The following is a 16,864-nucleotide window of genomic DNA, read 5'->3' on the forward strand; positions in this document are numbered from 1 at the left end:
GACCGTCGCTACATATCCTCCCTCATGTCCAATTCCGTGACGCGCCAATAATCGTAATAGGGCGCGAAGGCGGCCGGAATCGGCATGGGGCTGCAGCGGCGCACGGCGCCGAGCGCCTGCTCGCCGCGGCTGTGCTCGACGGGATCGGAGGAGGGGTTGAGCAGGCGCGGCGCGCCCTCCAGCGCACCCTCCCGCGACAGGCGGAATTCCACACGCGGCACATAGCTCTGCGCATTGATCGACAGCGCCGCCTGCCAGCAGCGGCGATAGTGATCGACTGTATAGGCGTCGATCTGCGCTTGCAGAGTCGGCGACATGCGCGGCGCGCTCGCCGTCGGCGCGCCGAGCGAGGCGGTCTTGGTCAGATCGGCGCCGGTCGCGGCGCGGCGTTGCGGCGCCTCATGGCTCAAGAGATTGGCGATATTGGCCGCGTCGAATTTCGATTTGGGCGCGGCCTCGTCGCCGGATTTCGGCTTGGCCGGCGGCTTGTCGGATTTCTTCTTCTCGTCGGAGTCGCTCGGCGCGCCCTTTTCGGCGGCCTTCTTCTTCTCGAGGAGCTTGGCCACCTCATCGACCTTCAATTGCTTGGTCGCCGGCTCCTTTGGCTTCGCCGCTTCCTTTTTGGGCTCGTCCTTGCTAGGCTCTTCCTTGGGCTTCGGCTTCTCGGGAGGCTGCGGCGTCTCCTTGGCCTCCTTCTCGGGCTTTGGACGCACAGGGGGCTTGGGCTTCACCACCTCGGCCTCTTCCGGCTCCTCGCGCTCGGGCGGCGTCGGCGCGGGCTTGGCGCGTTCCGGCTTTGGGGGCTCGGGCTTTGGAGGCTCCGCTTTGGCCGGCTGCGGCTTCGGCGGGGTCGGGCGGAGCGGCGGCTCCGGCGTCGGCGGCAGAGCGGCGAGACGCTTGGGCGGAGGCGGAGCTTCGGGCTTGTCCTCCGGCTCCTCGAGCCGCGGCTTCAGCGGCGGGGGCGGGGCGGCGACGTCCTTCTTGGCCTCGGCGAGCGGCGGCAGCGGCTTGGTCTCGTGCTGCTCGGCGATCTTGTCGGCGCGCTGAACGGGCTTGATCTCCTTCGCCGCCTTCTCGCCCTTCATCACCTGATTGAGCTGCGCATCCGTGACGATATCGACCGGCACGGTCTCCTGCGCGTCATCGAATTTCTTCGTGTCCGAAAAGGCGATGAGCGTCGCCAGCAGCAGTCCGGCATGGACGGCGGCCGATACGATGAGGCCAGGTTCGGAACGCGAGGGCTTCAACGCTTCCCCTCACTTCTTGTCCACTTCGGTCACGAGAGCGACCTTCTTGTAGCCGGCGCTCGTCACCATCGACATGATCTCGGCGACGCGGCCGTAATTCACCGTCTTCGAAGCGCGCATATAGATGCGCTCGTCGAAGCCCGCTTTGGCGGTCTCCTTCAGACGGTCCAGCAGCTGGCCGATCTCGATCGGCTGATCCATCAGAAAGATCTGCCCCTTGTCGTCCACGGCGATGGCCAGCGGCTTCTGATCGATATTGAGCGGCCCGGCCTTGGTCTGCGGCAGATCGACGGCGACGCCAGTGGCGAGCAAGGGCGCCGCCACCATGAAGATGATGAGCAGCACCAGCATCACGTCGATGAAGGGCGTCATATTGATCTCGGCCATGGCGCCATAGCGCGGCGTTCCGCGCCGGCGGCGTCCCGAGCCCTTGCGTCCTGCGGCGACCGACGCTCCCATTCTCGCCTCTCCCGCTCAGGCCGCGCGATCGCGGCCGGACTGTCCGGCGTGCTGATCGATCTGGCGCGACAGAATGGCGGAGAATTCGTCGGCGAAGCTCTCGAGCCGCGCCTGGGTGCGGGCGACGTCGCCCTGCAGCTTGTTATAGGCGACCAGCGCCGGAATGGCGGCGAAGAGGCCGATGGCGGTGGCGAGCAGCGCCTCCGCTATGCCGGGCGCGACGACGGCGAGCGAGGTGTTCTTGGAGGCGGCGATGGAGCGGAAGGAGGTCATAATGCCCCACACCGTGCCGAACAGTCCGACGAACGGGCCGGCCGAGGCGACCGTCGCCAGCACCAGGAGATTTGACTCGAGCTTCTCGACCTCGCGGGCGATGGAGACGTCCAGCACTTTGTCGATGCGCGCCTGCAAGCCCATGAAGGAGGCGCCGGCGTTCTGGAAGGAGCGCTTCCACTCGCGCATGGCGGCGATGAACAGGCTGCCCATGCCTGCGGCCGGGCGCTCCTGCAGCTTGGCGTAGAGATCCTCGAGCGAGGAGCCGGACCAGAACACTTCCTCGAAGCGGTCCATGGCGCGGCGCGTGCGCGAGAACAGCAGCGCCTTGTTGACGATGATCGCCCAGCACCAGACCGAGGCCAGCAGCAGGCCGACCATCACCAGCTTGACGACGATATGCGCGCCCCAGAACATGCCCCAGATGGACACCTCGGCGGCTGCGCCGGAGAGCGGGGCGGCGATTTCGGCTGGATTCATGAAAGTCGTCCTCGGAAGTCGCGGGGTCGGCGGCGAAACTCTGGCGGCGAGCGGCGGAAATCCTCGGCTCCCGCCCGCGCCGGGACTAGAGGCGCGGATAAAGGCCAATCACGTCGCGCTCGCTCCCGCAGCGCCGCGCCGAAGGCTGTGGGGCAAGAGCGGTATGGAGCGCGAATCCGCCGAGATTTTGTCCTGGATGCGCCGCACAATCGGAAAATATGAGTGGAAGGCTTAATGGACCGTAAAGGTCACGCGCCGCGCGGGCTGGCGACGGAGAGGAACTTCGCCCGCACATCGGCCGGCATGCGGCGCGGCCGGCCGCCTTCCACCGCGGCAATTCTCACTTGGGCCGAAACCAGCGGCTCCTCGCCTCGGATGACGCGCTGGTCGAGATCGAAGGAGGCGCCGGACACTTCGCGGACGATCGTTTCGACGATGAGGGAATCGTCCATTTGCGCAGGCTTGCGGAAATCGATCGTCAAGGCGCGCACGACAAAGAACAGTCCGCCTTGCGCCTCCAGCAGCTCGCGCTGGCCGAGGCCGAGATCGCGCAGCAGCTCGGTGCGGCCGCGCTCCATGAAGCGCAGATAAGAGGCGTGGTAGACGAGACCGGAGAAATCCGTGTCCTCGTAATAGACGCGGACGGCGAGAGTGTGAGTATGGGTCATTTCGCGCGCGCAGGATCGCTGGAGGCTCTGCTATACAGCAGGCGGCTGCGTCTCGCATCCCTCGCGATCGCGAGGCGGCGCGGTTCCGGTTTGCGGCGCAGCGAGCTGGTTGCGCTGCAATATGTAATTATGATACACAGCGAAACGTCGCAGGCGTGTCGAGGCTGAGAAGGGTCGATGAACAAAGAGCTTTGCATCCTCGTCTGCGGCGTCGGGGAAAGGGCCTCGGCGGTGGCGAGGCGTCTGATCGGCGAAGGCTACGCCACTGTGCTCCATCAGGAGCGGCCGCCGCGGGCGCTGAGGCGGCGCATGTGCTACGCCGACGCCTGGTTCGACGGCGTCGCCGCCCTGGGCGGCGTCGAGGCGCGCCGCGCCGACCGGCCGACGGAATTTCTCTGCGGCATGCAGACCCGGCAATTTCTGCCGCTTCTGCTGCGGCCTTTCGACGAGGTGGTGGAGCGCTGGCCCTGGGACGTCATTATCTCCGCGCCGGACCATGACGGCCGCCCGGCCCGCTCTATCGCCAATGTGGCCGAGCTGACGATCGGCGTCGGCTCCGGCTTCGTCGCCGGCGTGGATTGCGATCTCGTCATCGCGACCGAGGGGCTCGATCCGGGCGCCGTGCTGCGCGCCGGAGACGCGCCGCCGAGCCGCCGCGAGGCGGATCGCCTCGCGCTCGACTATTGGGAAGTGATCGCGATGTCGGAAGGCGCGCTCGCCGCGCGCAAGACGATCGGGGAGCGCGTCGAGGCGGAGGAGATTTTGGGCTTCATCGGCGAGGAGCCGGTGCGCGCCCCGGTCGCCGGCCGAATCAGCGGGCTGGCGCGGCCGGACCAGGCGGCGCCCGCGGGCGCGCCGATCGCAGAGATCGCGACATCGGACCGCGCGCCCGTCGCCGGCGTTTCCGACCGCAACAAGCTCATCGCCCGCGGCGTCTCCTTCGCCGTGGAGATGGAGGCGGGCGGCTGGACGCCGGTCTCGATCGGCTCGCGCTGACGTCTTTCCTGTAATAAGCTCCGGCGCATATTTTTTCGCGCCGGCGATCGATTTGGCGTTCAGCCGTCGAGAGGCGGCGCGCCGCGCGGATTTTTCGTCATGAGACCTTTTTTCTCGCTGACCTTGCTGGTCATCGTTACCCTCGCGCTCGGCGCGGCCCCGCGCCTGTGGAATTTCGCGCTGGCCGCGCTCAACGATCCGAAATGGCTGCCCGCGCTCGCCGCCGATTCGCCCGTGCATTTCGAGCCGGCGGCCGAGGGCTGCGCCACCATCGTCGGCCTCATGCTGCCGGAGGCGATTCGCAGCGTCGAGAATGCGCATGGACGCCCTTTCGCCCGAGCGCCCATCGTCGGCGTCTATGGCTCTTACGATAATTACGCCAAGGCCAATGGCGCGGGCGATCCCCGCATCGCCGCTGTCGCCTTGTCCGGCAGCGTCGTGCTCTCGCCGACCCTCTGCGGCGCCGAGAGCGCCCGCCTCGCGCCGGTGCTGACGCATGAGCTCTCGCACGCGCACTTCTTCGGCTGGCGGGGATTATGGGCGGAGCGTCCGCCGAGCTGGTTCGTGGAAGGCCTCGCTGTCATGATCTCGGGCGGCGCCGGCGCAGAGGAGATGAGCGAGGACGAGGCGAGGGCGCGCATTCGCGACGGACATGTGCTGGTCATGAGCGAGCAGGGCGTCTGGCGGGATTTTTCGTCCATCGCCTTCGCCGAGGAGCGCGGCGACAATTTCGCGCGATTCGATCTCGTCTATCGCCAGCGGCTGGCCTTCCGCCAAGCCGCGATGTTCGTGGCTTGGCTGAAGGCGCAGGATCAAGCGGGCTTCGCCGAGCTTTTGCGCGGGCTGGAGGAGGGGAAGGGATTCGCCTCGGCTTTCGCGGCGGCTTTCCGCGCCGATCTCCCGACGCTGTCGCGGAATTATCTCGCGACCATCGGCGGATGAGGCGCGCTCGGCGCGAGCCGAGTCGCTATACCCTTGAAGATCTGTGAAAATTTTGGTCGGAGTGAGAGGATTCGAACCTCCGACCCCCTCGTCCCGAACGAGGTGCGCTACCAGGCTGCGCTACACTCCGATCTGGCGTCCGCGAAGCGGTCGCCGCTGGTCGAGGCGGTTTATAGCTTCAGGTTCTCCGACCTGCAACAGCTGTTTGCGCACTATCTGCAGCCGATCGACCGCTCACCGGCGCTCGAGCCGAATATATTGGAAATCCGCCTCGTCCTCAGCCGTTCGCGGGGGCGTCTCGCGCTCCGTCTCACGCCATTCCGCCGGATCGAGCGTCGGAAACAGCGCGTCGCCGGCGACCGTCAGCGCCACCTCGGTGAGGTGAATCACATCCGCATGAGGCAGAAAGGCGGAGTAGATCTCCGCGCCGCCGGCGACGATGATCTCCGCCGCGCTCATGATTTCCGCCAGCTCGGCGGCGAGGCGGAGCGCCTCCGCCGGGCTGCGCGCCGCATAGGCGCCCTCGGGACGAAAGCGCGCGTCGCGCGACAGAGCGACGGTCTCGCGGCCGGGCAGGGCGCGCCCGATCGAATCGAATGTGCGCCGCCCCATGAGCATAGGCTTGCCCCAGGTGAGCGCGCGAAAGCGCGCGAGATCGCTCTTCAGCCGCCAGGGCGTGCGCTCTCCAGCGCCGATGACGCCATTGCGCGCCACGGCGGCGACGAAGATCAGTTTCGGCGTCACGCGCATCGAGCCTCCAGGTGCCGCGTTCGACGAGCCGCGTTCGAAGAGCCGCGTTCGACGGGCCGCGTTCGAAATTCGTTCTAAATGAAAAATTAGAACAGTTTCTGATTTCATGAGCGCGAAAGCCGATTTCGCCTTCCGGCCGCGCGGCCCTTTGCCGCAAGGTCGAGGCATTCCTATATAGATTGCGCCCGAGTGATTCCTCATCTCTGGGCGAACCGCTCGAGGATAGTCATGTCGACTTGGACATCGCATTCCAAATCTTTGCCGGCGCTCGCGCTCGCTCTGCTCATCGCTCTCGCCCCGGCGCTCGCCGAGGCCAAGATGGGCGGCGGGGCCAGCTCGGGAAGCCGCGGAACTCGGACCTTCTCCGCGCCGCCCGCGACGACGACGGCGCCGCGCCCTGCCGCCCCGATGGAGCGCAGCATCGCGCCGCAGCCGCAAGCGCAGCCTTCGCCCGCTGCGCCGCCGCGCCCGGCCGCCGCTCCCGCCGCCAGCCCGCTCGGCGGCTCCTTCGGCCGTGGATTGCTCGGCGGCCTCGCCGGCGGCCTGCTGGGCGCCGGCCTGTTCGGCCTTCTCTCGGGCAATGGCCTGATGGGCGGCCTCGGCGGCCTCGCCTCCATCATCGGCCTGCTGGTGCAGATCGCGATCATCGTCGTTCTGGCGCGGCTCGCCTTTCAATGGTTCGCCAATCGCCGCTTCGCCGGCGCGATGGGCGGTGCCGGGGGCGGCTCGCGTCCGGGCGCCTTCGCCTTCACCGGCGGCGGCACGGGCTTCGGCGGCGGCGCTCCCCAGCACCCGAAGAGCGAGCCTCTGAATCTGCGTCCAGAGGATTTCACCGCCTTCGAGCGCGTGCTCGCCGACGCCCAATCCGCCTATAGCCAGGAGGATATCGGCCGGCTGCACGATCTCGCAATGCCGGAAATGGTCTCCTATTTCTCCGACGATATTCGCGCCAATGCGCGCGAGGGAGTCATCAACCGCATCTCCGATGTGAAGCTGCTGCAGGGCGACCTCTCCGAGGCCTGGCGTGAGGGCTCGGACGACTATGCGACCGTGGCGATGCGCTTCTCGCTGATCGATCTCTTCATCGATCGCGCGACCGGCAAGATCGTCTCCGGCGACGCCGCCCAGCCGACGCAATCGACCGAAGTGTGGACCTTCCGCCGTCCCGCCGGCGAGGGACCGCAGGCCTGGAAGCTATCGGCGATCCAGCAGACCGCGTAAATCGCGCCGCTGCGCGAATGAGAAAAAGAAAAGCGCCCCCTCGAAAGGGGCGCTTTTTTTTATGGGGCTCGCCTCGAATTTCCACGGGCGAAGCCGTCTATCGAGCCGCACGGCATGCGTGTGGTCTCGAATTGAGACGCTGGCCCAATTAGCCAAACTTGACCAGAACATAGCTTCGATGCAAAACGCTCGCGCGGCGTCGACTCTCTTTCCGAGAGGCGGCTACGCGGCGCGGCGCCGGCGGACACGCTTTCGACGGAGCCGAGTTTTTCCAAGCCGCTTCCGCGCTGATTTCCTATCGAAATGCTCGCGCCGTGAGAAGGCGGGCGTCATGCTCGCCATTCGACGTCGGGGTAGATGCGCGCTGCCAGGGTCACGCGATGAAGATACTGATTGATCTGCAATGCTGTCAGACTGAGGCGCAATCCCGAGGCATGGGGCGCTATTCTCTCTCTCTCGCGAAAGAAATCGTCAGAATTGGCCGTGAGCATGACTTCATGTTTCTGCTCAACCGGCATTATCTGGACAAGTCCGCCGATCTGATCTCGGAAATCGCGAAGCTCGACGATCTCGGCAATCTGATTCTGCACGACTATCCCAGCGTGCAATATGATTGGCACGAACGGCAGAGGCGCGAGCAGGTCGCCAATGTGCTGCGCAATGATCGCATCGAGACGGTCAGTCCCGACGTCTATCACATTTCGAGCGTCTTCGAAGGCGAGAGCGTCTATGGCGCGGCGGCGGCTTTCATCGAGTTTCCCAAGCCGCCGATCATCCGATCCGCCACGCTCTATGATTTCATTCCGCTCCTCTATCCAGACAAATATCTCACCGACTGGCAGGTCGCCCTCTGGTACAAGCGCACGTCGAGCCTGGTCCCGCAGCTCGATGTCGGATTGGCCATATCGGATGCGACGAAGAAGGACGCCGAGCGGCTCTTTCACCTGAAGCCGGAGCGTGTCGTCAATATCTTCGGCAGCGTCGCGGATCACTTCCGCATCCTCTCCGCCTCCGAGGCGCATCGCGGGGCCATTTGGCGCCGCTTCGCCCCCGGGCAGAAATTCATCCTCTATGTGGGCGGGCCGGACTTCCGCAAGAATCTCGATGGGACTCTCGAGGCTTTCGCCATCGCCAACAAGGAGCTGGCGGATAAATACAAGCTCCTGATCGTTTATGACATCAAAAGCGCCGAAGCGCTCGCTCTACGCGAGAAGGCGGCGCGCCTCGGCGTGGCGCCGCTCGTCGTGACGACGGGCTTCGTGTCGGATGACGAGCTCGTCGAGCTCTACAACGCCGCTTCGCTCTTCGTCTTCCCCCCTCTCTATGAGGGGCTCGGTCTTCCGGTGATCGAAGCGATGCGCTGCGGCGCGCCCGTGCTCGTCGGCGACAATTCCAGCCTGACGGAGATCGTCGACGATCCGGCCTATCGCTTCGATGCGGAGAAGCCGGCGGATATGGCGAAATCAATGGTTCGCGCGCTCACCAAGGAGGGCGAGCTGCAGCGCATGCGCGCCTATTCTCGCGAGCGCGCCGCGCTCTTCACCTGGGAGAAGAGCGCCCGTCGCGCCCTCGACGCCTGGGAGGAGACCTTCGCCACGCGCAGCGGACGCAAGACGCCGAGCGTGGCGGGGCGGGCGCCCCGCATCGCGATGTTCACGCCGCTTCCTTTAGCGAAAACGGGGGTCGCCGATTACAGCGCCGAGTTTCTACCCGCGCTCTCTAAATTCGCGTCCTTCGAGATTTTTGTCGACGATGTGGCCGAGGTCGAGACCAATTTCGACGACATGCCGATCTGGCACCATTCGCAATTTCCGTTCAAGGCGCATCTCTACGACGCGATCGTCTATCAGCTCGGCAATTCGCCGTTTCACCACTATATGCTCCCTTATATCGAGAGCTTTCCGGGCGTCGTCGTCATTCACGACGCCTATCTCGGCTATTTGTCCTATGACCCCGGCAATCCCGACGCCTTCATCCGTCGCATGATCCAGGAGCATGGAGGTCCGGCGCGCGCCATCGTGCTCGCCGGCGAGGGCGGCGACCGCACGGCGCGCGCGCTCGTCGACGCTCTGCCTTGCAGCGCCACGGCGACGCATCGCAGCCTCGGCGTCATCGTTCACTCGCGCTTCGCGCATGATGTGCTGGTCGCCGCCTCGCGCCGCGCCGCCGCGCCCAAAATCGTCGTTCTGCCGCAATATCGCGCCGGGGTGGCGCGCGAAAGCGCGCCGAGCAGAGCCGAGGCGCGGGAGGCGCTCGCGATCCCGCCGGAGGCGCTCGTCATTATCTCGCTCGGTCACGTCGCTCATACGAAAGGCGTGCTCGAACTGATCGAAGGGTTCAAGCGGTCGATAGCGGGCCGATCTGGCGACGCACGGTTGCTTCTCGTCGGCGAGCTCGAAGGCGGCGTGAATCACGACTCGCCGTATGCGCGCGGGGTATTGCGCGCCATCGGCGGGCGGTCTGATATCCAAATCACCGGCTATGTCGAGAAGGAGATCTACGATCTCTACATTGTGGCCGCCGATATCGGCGTTCAATTGCGGACGCTGACCCGCGGCGAGACCTCGGGAGCGATTCTCAATCTGCTCATGAATGGGGCGCCTTTCATATATAATCGCATGGGGCCGTCTGCGGAGCTGCCTGCGCAGGTGGCTGTCGCGCTCGACAATTACCAGCCCGAATCCGTCGTCGAGGCGCTCGATGCGCTCGCGGGCGATCCTGCGCTGCGGCAGGCTTACGGCAAAGCGGCGCTCCGCTACTGCGAGGAAGTGCTGAATCCCGAAAAGATCGCCGAAAAATTCGTGCGATCCGTTGTCGCGATGACCGAGCACGCCGAGACTTGCGGTCCGAAGAAGGTCAGCAAGACGATCGCTCGTCTCTTGCGGGACGCGCCGATCACGCAGGAGTTCGTTCAGGAGATCGCGCGTTCTTATGTTCGGCAAGAGCGCTCCGAGCTCGCGCCGAGGCTGCTGATCGACGTGACCCATATCAGGGAGGGCGATCTCAAGACCGGAGTTCAGCGAGTCGTGCGTGAAATCACGCGCGCCGCGTATTCCTGGGACGATGCGCGTCTGCGGCCGCAGGCCTTCGCTTATACCGAGGCCGGCCTGATCTACGCCGACGACTATGCGCAGAGCTGCGGCGCTCGCGCTCCGGTCGAAGTAGAGGATGTGCGGTTCGGCGTCTTGGATCTTCGTCCTTTCGATAAAATTTTGATGGCCGACGGGACTTGGCATCTCGCCGACTGGATGCGAGAGCCGATCGATCGTCTCGATCAGATCGGCGGCGCGGCGTTCGGACTCGTTCACGACATCTTGCCGCTGCAACATCCCGATTTGTTTCTCGACCATGTAAAAATTTCGGTCACGAACTGGCTGACGCTGCTGCTCGAGAAGGGCGCCGGGCTGATCTGCACGTCGCAGAGCGGAGCCGATGGCCTCATCGAGTGGATCGAAGGCAGCGGGATCACGCCACGGTCGGGGTTGCGCATCGGCTACGCGCGGCTCGGCGCCGATTTCGCCTCGAAGGCGCAAGCGTCGGCTCCGGTCAAAGCGGTCACCGCCGATCTCGCCGACCGCGAGAATTTGTTCTTGATGGTCGGCACGATCGAGCCGCGCAAGGGGCACGATTATGTTCTCGACGCTTTCGAGCGGCTATGGGCGTCGGGCGTCGATGCGACGCTGGTCTTCGTCGGAAAGGCCGGCTGGAGCGTCGACGAGCTGCTGCGACGCTTTGACAGCCACGACGAGAAGGGAAAGCGCTTCTTCTACCTCGGCTTCATGCCAGAGGCCGACGTCGCGCGGCTCTATCAGAGCGCGACGGCGACCATTGTCGCCTCGATCGCGGAAGGTTTCGGCCTGCCGATATACGAGGCGGCGCATTTCGGCTCGCCTCTCCTGCTCAGCGACCTTCCGGTCTTCGCCGAACTCGGCGGCGAGCATGCGCGCTATTTTTCGGCCGGCTCGGCCTCGCAGCTCGCCGCCGCCGTGCGCGAGCAGCTCGCGAGCGGGCCTATACCCTCGAAAGGAATTGCTATGCCGTCGTGGAACGATTGCGCGCGCCGCATTTTCGAGTTCTTGGATGGCGAGCACACCTATCGGCAGTTCTGATCGCGCCCACGCGCAATCTTGACTGTCTCTGGCAAATTCGTTTTTCATTCGCCGAGAGCTACGGAGAGCGGCATGACATTGATCGAATGGCTGGGGCGGATGATTGCCGTTCGTACTTTTCGCGACAGGGAAGTCGCCGCGCATAGTCTTCGTTTCGGCGGCAGTCTCGCCGGCGTCGTCGACGAGGTGAGCGCCAAGCGTGTCCGTGGCTGGATCTATGACGCCAAACAGAATGAGCCGGTCGTGCTCGAAATTCTGCTCGACGGCGAGGTGGTTCAGAGGACCAAGGCAAATCTGTATCGGGACGATATCGCCCAGCGGCTCGGCGGCAATGGGCTTCATGGTTTCGACTGCGAGGTGGCCGCCTTTGCGACGCCGAGCGCGAAAATGCGTTCGGTGCAGGTGCGGGTGGCGGATCGGCCGCAATATCAGCTGGGGACTTTCGACCTCGAGCCGAACAGATCGCCTTTGGAAATGCCGTCGCCGGACGTCCCGCAGGCGCTGCATGATCGGCTCCAGCATATATTCAGCCATATCACCGCGGCGCACGAACACTCGCTGCGCCGTTTCGACGCGATTCAGGCGTCCTTCGACCGGCTGCAGTCGACGCCACGCGTCGCCTCGACGAGCGGGGGCGGCGGCGACGCCGACGGCGCTTCCTTGCTCTATCAATACCCGCGCAGCGCGATTTCGGGCGTCGGCCAATTCCGTCTGCCGCTCACCGACGACATCGAAACCACGCTGTTCCAAGCTCGGCTCGAGGTGGATTTGATGAAGGAGCGGCATTTTTCGTGAGGTCTTTCGCTGCATCGCAGCAAGCTGCCGGCTCCTTTATGAAGTCTCATCGCCGAGAGGGTTCTCTTCTCAGCGCGTTTGCGCCGTGATATTCAGGCGCCGATAGATGCAGCCGCTCCAGTGGCGAGCGCTCCTCCCCAAGTGGACGAAGGACATTCGGTAGATGGCCAGAACCGCAGTCAATTTGGGAGAAATCGATGTCTGCTTGATTGTCTTCAATGAGGAGCTTTTCCTGGAAAAGTGCTTGTTGAGGCTCGCGCCGTATTTTCAGCGAATTCATGTTCTCGACATGGGGTCGACCGATAGGACGATCGACATCGTTCGCGATATCTATGGCGACAGGGCGCAGGTCGTCGTTCAGCCCAGGAGCGATTTATTCGACAATGGCTTCGCCCATGCGCGCAACCGGGTGACGGAGGCCACGACCCGTCCTTGGGTGCTCCATATCGACGCGGATGAGCTTCTCGCTCCGCTCGACGCCGATGTGATCTCATTCGAATCGGCGCCGGAAGCCGCCACCGCCGCCAAGATTCTCCGCCACAATCTGATCGGCGACGTTCCGGCCGATTACGAGCCGGAGACATTGCGCGGCATGGCCAAGAGCACGACCGAGCACCAAGTGCGCTTGTTCAAGAAGCAGCCCGACGTTCGGTGGGAGAGCTTTCTGCACGAAGAAATTTGGATCGGCGATCGTCGCGCCCATGAAATCGTGGGCGAGGCCAATCTGGTCATCGATCATCTGTCCGCATTCCGGCCCCACGCCGACCGTGATGAAAAAGAGCTTTTTTACGCGTGGATACTCATGCGCGTTCACGACAATCCCGAGCTGCAGCGGCATATGCGCGAATTTTATACGCAGGAATACATTCCTCACAACCTCGAACGATTTCGCGCGATGGCGAAGATTTTCGCAGAAAAAAAGGGCCTTTGAGCTTTTGCTTCCTCGCGAGGGGGAGACGCGCATGGCGTCCCGGAAGGGATTCGAACCCCTGACCTACGGTTTAGGAAACCGTTGCTCTATCCTGCTGAGCTACCGGGACTTCGCCTCGATATCTACAAGAGCGCGGGGCGTTTGAAAAGGCGGGGCGTCGCTCACATGCGGCCGGCGGGCAGTCCTTGCCGGCGCGAGAAGATGCGGTCGATCTTCGTCGCCATGATGACGTCGTTCTCGTGCAGGCCGCCGATCTTCTTCGTCTGCAACGAGATCGTCGCATAGCCCCAGCCGAAGGCGATGTCCGGGTGATGGCCTTCGGCCTCGGCCAATTCGCCGATCTGGCGCACGAATTCGGCCGCCTCGCGGAAATTGCCGAAGCGGAAGCCGCGCTCGATGCGGCGCGCCTCGTCCATCAGCGTCCAGTCCGGCGCCGCGGCGAGCAGCGCCTCGGCCTCGGCGCGTCCGAGCGGCGGAACGCCGCCGCGGCAGGGCGTGCAGGTCTTTTCTGCGAGGGATGTTTTTTCTGCGAGGGTCGGCATTTTCATCCTCCTTGTCAGCGGTCGATTTCCCCGAAGACGATGTCCAGCGAGCCGACGATGGCGGCGACGTCGGCCAGCATATGGCCGGTCGAGAGCCGGTCGGTCGCCGCGAGATGGGCGAAGGAGGGCGGGCGCAGCTTGCAGCGATAGGGCTTGTTGAGCCCATGGGAGACGAGATAGACGCCGAACTCGCCCTTGGGCGCCTCCACCGCCGCATAGACCTCGCCGGCGGGCACGTGGATTCCCTCGCTATAGAGCTTGAACTGCTCGATCGTCGCCTCCATCGAGCGCTTCATCTGCTCGCGCCGCGGCGGCGTGATCTTGCCGTCGAGGACGGCGACGGCGCCCTGTCCGTCCGCGGCGCGCAGCTTCTGAACGCATTGCCGCATGATGCGGATCGATTGGCGCATTTCCTCCATGCGCACGCAATAGCGGTCGTAGCAATCGCCATGGCGTCCGACCGGAATGTCGAAATCCATCTCCTCGTAGCATTCATAAGGCTGCGCCTTGCGCAAATCCCACGGCGCGCCGCAAGCGCGCAGGAACACGCCGGAGAAGCCGAGGCCCCAGGCCTGCTCGAGCGTCACCGCGCCGATATCCACATTGCGCTCCTTGAAGATGCGATTGTCGGTGAGCAATCCTTCGAGATCGTCGCAGCTCTCGAGGAAGGGATCGCAAAAGGCCTCTATGTCGTCGATCAGCGCCGCCGGCAGATCCTGATGCACGCCGCCGAAGCGGAAATAATTGGCGTGCATGCGCGCGCCGGACGCGCGCTCGTAGAAGACCATCAGCTTCTCGCGCTCCTCGAAGCCCCAGAGATTGGGCGTCAGCGCGCCGCAATCGGAGGCCCAGCTGGTGATGTTGAGGAGATGCGAGAGCAGCCGTCCGATCTCGCAATAGAGCACGCGGATGAGCTGCGCGCGCCGCGGCGGGACGAGGCCGAGCAGGCGCTCGGCGGCGAGGCAGAAGGCGTGCTCCTGATTGATCGGCGCGACATAATCGAGGCGGTCGAAATAGGGCAGCGCCTGCAGATAGGTCTTGTCCTCGATCAGCTTCTCGGTGCCGCGATGCAGAAAGCCGATATGCGGATCGGCGTGGACGACGACCTCGCCGTCGAGCTCCAGCACCAGCCGCAGCACGCCATGCGCGGCCGGATGCACGGGGCCGAAATTCAGGGTGAAGCTGCGCTCCTCGCCGGGCCGGGGGCGGGGCTGCGTTCTCTGTCCGAGACTCATCTGCGCCTCCTTTCGGCGGGAAACCGGATCGGCGCGGCGGCGTTATCACCCATCATCCTCGGTTTCGGGAGAAAGAGATGAGCGATCTTCTGCGTTGGGCCGTCGTCTTTCTGGTGGTCGCGCTGATCGCGGCCTTCTTCGGCTTCGGCGGCGTCGCCGGCACGGCGATCGACGCTGCGCGCATATTGTTCTGGGTGGCGATCGTGCTCTTCATCGTCGCCCTCGTCGGCGGCGTGCTGCGGCGCGGCGTCTGAGCGGGCCGGCGGCGGCGCGGGAGCGTCGCCGCCGCTTCCCATCGTCAACGTGCCGCGGCGGCGAAAGTTGCCGCCTCGCGGATCGCGCGGCGCTATATTCCCTCGCGCGATCAGCGCGGGGAGCCGGCGCCTTGGACGATGTCGAGAAAGCCGTTTTCCAGCGCGCCCTCGGGCCGCTCGCCCCTTGGGCGGCGCGCCTGCCCGCGTTGCTGCGCGTCCCGCTCGACGCCTTCCTGCATTTCGTCGAGCGCGATGGCTTCGCCATTGCGAGCCATATCGCGCTCTCGACCTTGATGTCGCTGTTTCCCTTTCTCATCGTGGTGACGGCCTTCGCCGGCCTCATCGGCTCCAAGAGCCTCGCCGACGAGGCGGGGCGTCTGCTGCTCGACGCCTGGCCGCAGGAGGTCGCGGCGCCGATCGCGCGAGAGATCAAGCGCGTCGCGACGGAGCCGCAGGGCGGCAATCTCACCTTCGGCGCGCTCTTTGCCGTCTATTTCGCCTCCAGCGGCCTCGAGAGCCTGCGCATCGGCCTCAATCGCGCCTATGAGGCGCAGGAGACGCGCAGCTGGTGGCTGCTGCGGCTCGAGTCGATCGTCTATGTCGTCGGCAGCGCGGCGGCTCTGCTGGCGCTCTCCGTTCTCGTCGTGCTCGGACCGCTCATCACCGACGCCGCAGCGCGCTATCTCGATTGGTTCGCGCCCTTCGAGACGATGGTCACTCTGGCGCGCTATGGAGTCGCGACGCTCATTCTGGCGCTCACGCTCTTCGCCATACACGCCTGGCTGCCGGCGGGGCGTCGGCGCTTTGCGGACATGCTTCCCGGCGTGCTGGCGACGCTGCTGCTGTGGCTCGTCGCGGGCGCGGCCTTCGGCCGCTATCTCGCGGCCTTCTCGGAGCGCTATGCGCTGACCTACGCCGGCCTCGCCTCGGCGATGATCGCGCTCGTCTTCCTCTATTTCTCGGGAGTCATCTTCATCTATGGCGGCGAGCTCAACGCCGCCATCGTCCGCGCGCGCCGCGGCGCTAGATGAGAGCGCGAACAGCAAAGGGTACGACCTCATGGCTCCACGCGCGCGCGCTTATTGGCAAGGCTATCTGCGGCTTTCGCTCGTCTCCATCGGCGTCGAGCTCTATGCGGCGACATCGAGCGCCCAGGCGACGACGCTACATCAGATCCATAAGCCATCGGGCAAGCGCGTGCGCTATGAGAAGGTCGTGCCCGGCGTCGGCCCCATAGACACGGCCGATATCGTCAAAGGCTTCGAGATCGGCGACGATTCTTATGTCGTGCTGGAGCCGGACGAGCTGGACGAGATCAAGCTCGACAGCGGCAAGGCCATCGAGCTGGTGCAATTCGTCGGACGCGAGGAGATCGATCCGTGTTACTTCGACCGGCCCTATTATCTCGCGCCGGAAGGCGACGTCTCGACCGAAGGCTATGCGGTGATCCGCGAGGCGCTGCGCCGCGCCGGCAAGATCGGCATCGGCCGGCTCACCATGCGCGGGCGCGAGAGCATCGTCGCGGTGACGCCGCTCGGCAAGGGCCTGCTCGTCGAGACCTTGCGCTACGCCAATGAGCTGCGCGCCTATGAGCCTTATTTCGCCGAGATCGGCGAAGGCGAGAGCGACGCCGAGATGGTGGCGTTGGCGTCCGAGCTGATCGAGCGCAAGAGCGCGCCTTTCGACCCGAAAGCGTTCAAGGATTCCTACGCCGAGGCGTTGCGCGATCTCGTCGAGCGCAAGCGCGAGGGACAGGCGATCGTCACCACGGGCGAGGAGGAGCGTCGCGGTCCAGGCAAGGTGATCGATCTCATCGAGGCGCTGAAGCGCAGCGTCGGCGAGAGCGCGGCGCGGCCGGCGCACAAGGCGCGCGCCGCCGAGCCGGCGAAGAAAGCGAGCCGCGCGAAGCAGGCGGCGGCCAAGACCGCAGCAAAGACGGGAGCGGTCAAGAAGCGCGCGTGA

Annotated in this window: 16 protein-coding genes and 2 tRNA genes; 9 read left to right on the top strand and 9 right to left on the bottom strand. The window is 65.0% G+C overall.

The window, feature by feature from the left end; genetic code table 11:
- Positions 1–8 precede the first annotated feature (8 nt).
- From ACT53T_RS07040 to ybgC, 4 genes are all read right to left on the bottom strand, one after another.
- Positions 9–1,247 (bottom strand): cell envelope biogenesis protein TolA, encoded by a 1,239-nt coding sequence (locus tag ACT53T_RS07040; RefSeq protein ID WP_476160678.1) that lies wholly within the window; start codon positions 1,245–1,247, stop codon positions 9–11.
- A 9-nt stretch (positions 1,248–1,256) separates the two neighbouring features.
- Positions 1,257–1,706, bottom strand: a complete 450-nt coding sequence (locus ACT53T_RS07045) for an ExbD/TolR family protein (protein ID WP_400767988.1) — start codon at positions 1,704–1,706, stop codon at positions 1,257–1,259.
- A gap of 15 nt (positions 1,707–1,721) precedes the next feature.
- Positions 1,722–2,459: a protein TolQ gene (tolQ, locus tag ACT53T_RS07050; RefSeq protein WP_108918032.1), complete on the bottom strand. Its 738-nt coding sequence runs from the start codon at positions 2,457–2,459 to the stop codon at positions 1,722–1,724.
- Between the two features lie 248 nt (positions 2,460–2,707).
- Complete coding sequence (gene ybgC, locus ACT53T_RS07055) at positions 2,708–3,127, bottom strand: tol-pal system-associated acyl-CoA thioesterase (protein ID WP_476160679.1); 420 nt, start codon at positions 3,125–3,127, stop codon at positions 2,708–2,710.
- 177 nt (positions 3,128–3,304) lie between these two features.
- Between ybgC and ACT53T_RS07060 the strand changes: the two genes are divergently transcribed.
- Both ACT53T_RS07060 and ACT53T_RS07065 read left to right on the top strand, forming a co-directional pair.
- Positions 3,305–4,123 carry a hypothetical protein gene (locus tag ACT53T_RS07060; RefSeq protein ID WP_476160680.1) on the top strand — a complete coding sequence of 273 codons (819 nt, stop codon included), beginning with the start codon at positions 3,305–3,307 and terminating at the stop codon, positions 4,121–4,123.
- Positions 4,124–4,222: 99 nt separating this feature from the next.
- Positions 4,223–5,065 (top strand): hypothetical protein, encoded by an 843-nt coding sequence (locus ACT53T_RS07065; protein ID WP_476160681.1) that lies wholly within the window; start codon positions 4,223–4,225, stop codon positions 5,063–5,065.
- 53 nt (positions 5,066–5,118) lie between these two features.
- On the opposite strand, the gene ACT53T_RS07070 is transcribed toward ACT53T_RS07065, so the two are convergent.
- Positions 5,119–5,195, bottom strand: a tRNA-Pro gene (locus ACT53T_RS07070).
- A gap of 104 nt (positions 5,196–5,299) precedes the next feature.
- On the bottom strand, positions 5,300–5,815 hold the full coding sequence (locus ACT53T_RS07075) for a dihydrofolate reductase (RefSeq protein WP_476160682.1): 516 nt from the start codon (positions 5,813–5,815) through the stop codon (positions 5,300–5,302).
- 228 nt (positions 5,816–6,043) lie between these two features.
- Here ACT53T_RS07075 and ACT53T_RS07080 point away from each other — a divergent pair, with 228 nt between their 5' ends.
- From ACT53T_RS07080 to ACT53T_RS07095, 4 genes are all read left to right on the top strand, one after another.
- A complete protein-coding gene (locus ACT53T_RS07080; RefSeq protein WP_476160683.1) occupies positions 6,044–7,036 on the top strand; it encodes a Tim44 domain-containing protein in 993 nt (330 codons plus the stop codon).
- Positions 7,037–7,470: 434 nt separating this feature from the next.
- Complete coding sequence (locus ACT53T_RS07085; RefSeq protein ID WP_476160684.1) at positions 7,471–11,145, top strand: glycosyltransferase; 3,675 nt, start codon at positions 7,471–7,473, stop codon at positions 11,143–11,145.
- 72 nt (positions 11,146–11,217) lie between these two features.
- On the top strand, positions 11,218–11,940 hold the full coding sequence (locus ACT53T_RS07090; RefSeq protein ID WP_476160685.1) for a hypothetical protein: 723 nt from the start codon (positions 11,218–11,220) through the stop codon (positions 11,938–11,940).
- Positions 11,941–12,103: 163 nt separating this feature from the next.
- The gene (locus ACT53T_RS07095) at positions 12,104–12,871 is read left to right on the top strand and encodes a glycosyltransferase (RefSeq protein ID WP_476160686.1); all 768 of its coding nucleotides are present in this window, start codon (positions 12,104–12,106) and stop codon (positions 12,869–12,871) included.
- 32 nt (positions 12,872–12,903) lie between these two features.
- On the opposite strand, the gene ACT53T_RS07100 is transcribed toward ACT53T_RS07095, so the two are convergent.
- The 3 genes from ACT53T_RS07100 to ACT53T_RS07110 form a co-directional block, all read right to left on the bottom strand.
- Positions 12,904–12,980: transfer RNA gene (locus ACT53T_RS07100), tRNA-Arg, on the bottom strand.
- 52 nt (positions 12,981–13,032) lie between these two features.
- Complete coding sequence (locus tag ACT53T_RS07105; protein WP_400767971.1) at positions 13,033–13,419, bottom strand: 4a-hydroxytetrahydrobiopterin dehydratase; 387 nt, start codon at positions 13,417–13,419, stop codon at positions 13,033–13,035.
- Between the two features lie 8 nt (positions 13,420–13,427).
- Positions 13,428–14,648, bottom strand: coding sequence for an NADH-quinone oxidoreductase subunit D (locus tag ACT53T_RS07110; protein WP_476160687.1), 1,221 nt, complete (start codon positions 14,646–14,648; stop codon positions 13,428–13,430).
- A gap of 77 nt (positions 14,649–14,725) precedes the next feature.
- Between ACT53T_RS07110 and ACT53T_RS07115 the strand changes: the two genes are divergently transcribed.
- The 3 genes from ACT53T_RS07115 (at position 14,726) to ku (ending at position 16,864) form a co-directional block, all read left to right on the top strand.
- The gene (locus tag ACT53T_RS07115; protein ID WP_018265491.1) at positions 14,726–14,902 is read left to right on the top strand and encodes a DUF1328 domain-containing protein; all 177 of its coding nucleotides are present in this window, start codon (positions 14,726–14,728) and stop codon (positions 14,900–14,902) included.
- Between the two features lie 131 nt (positions 14,903–15,033).
- Positions 15,034–15,933, top strand: a complete 900-nt coding sequence (locus ACT53T_RS07120; protein ID WP_476160688.1) for a YihY/virulence factor BrkB family protein — start codon at positions 15,034–15,036, stop codon at positions 15,931–15,933.
- Positions 15,934–15,961: 28 nt separating this feature from the next.
- The gene (gene ku, locus ACT53T_RS07125) at positions 15,962–16,864 is read left to right on the top strand and encodes a non-homologous end joining protein Ku (protein ID WP_476160689.1); all 903 of its coding nucleotides are present in this window, start codon (positions 15,962–15,964) and stop codon (positions 16,862–16,864) included.

It is taken from the genome of Methylosinus sp. DMC45, assembly GCF_056313885.1.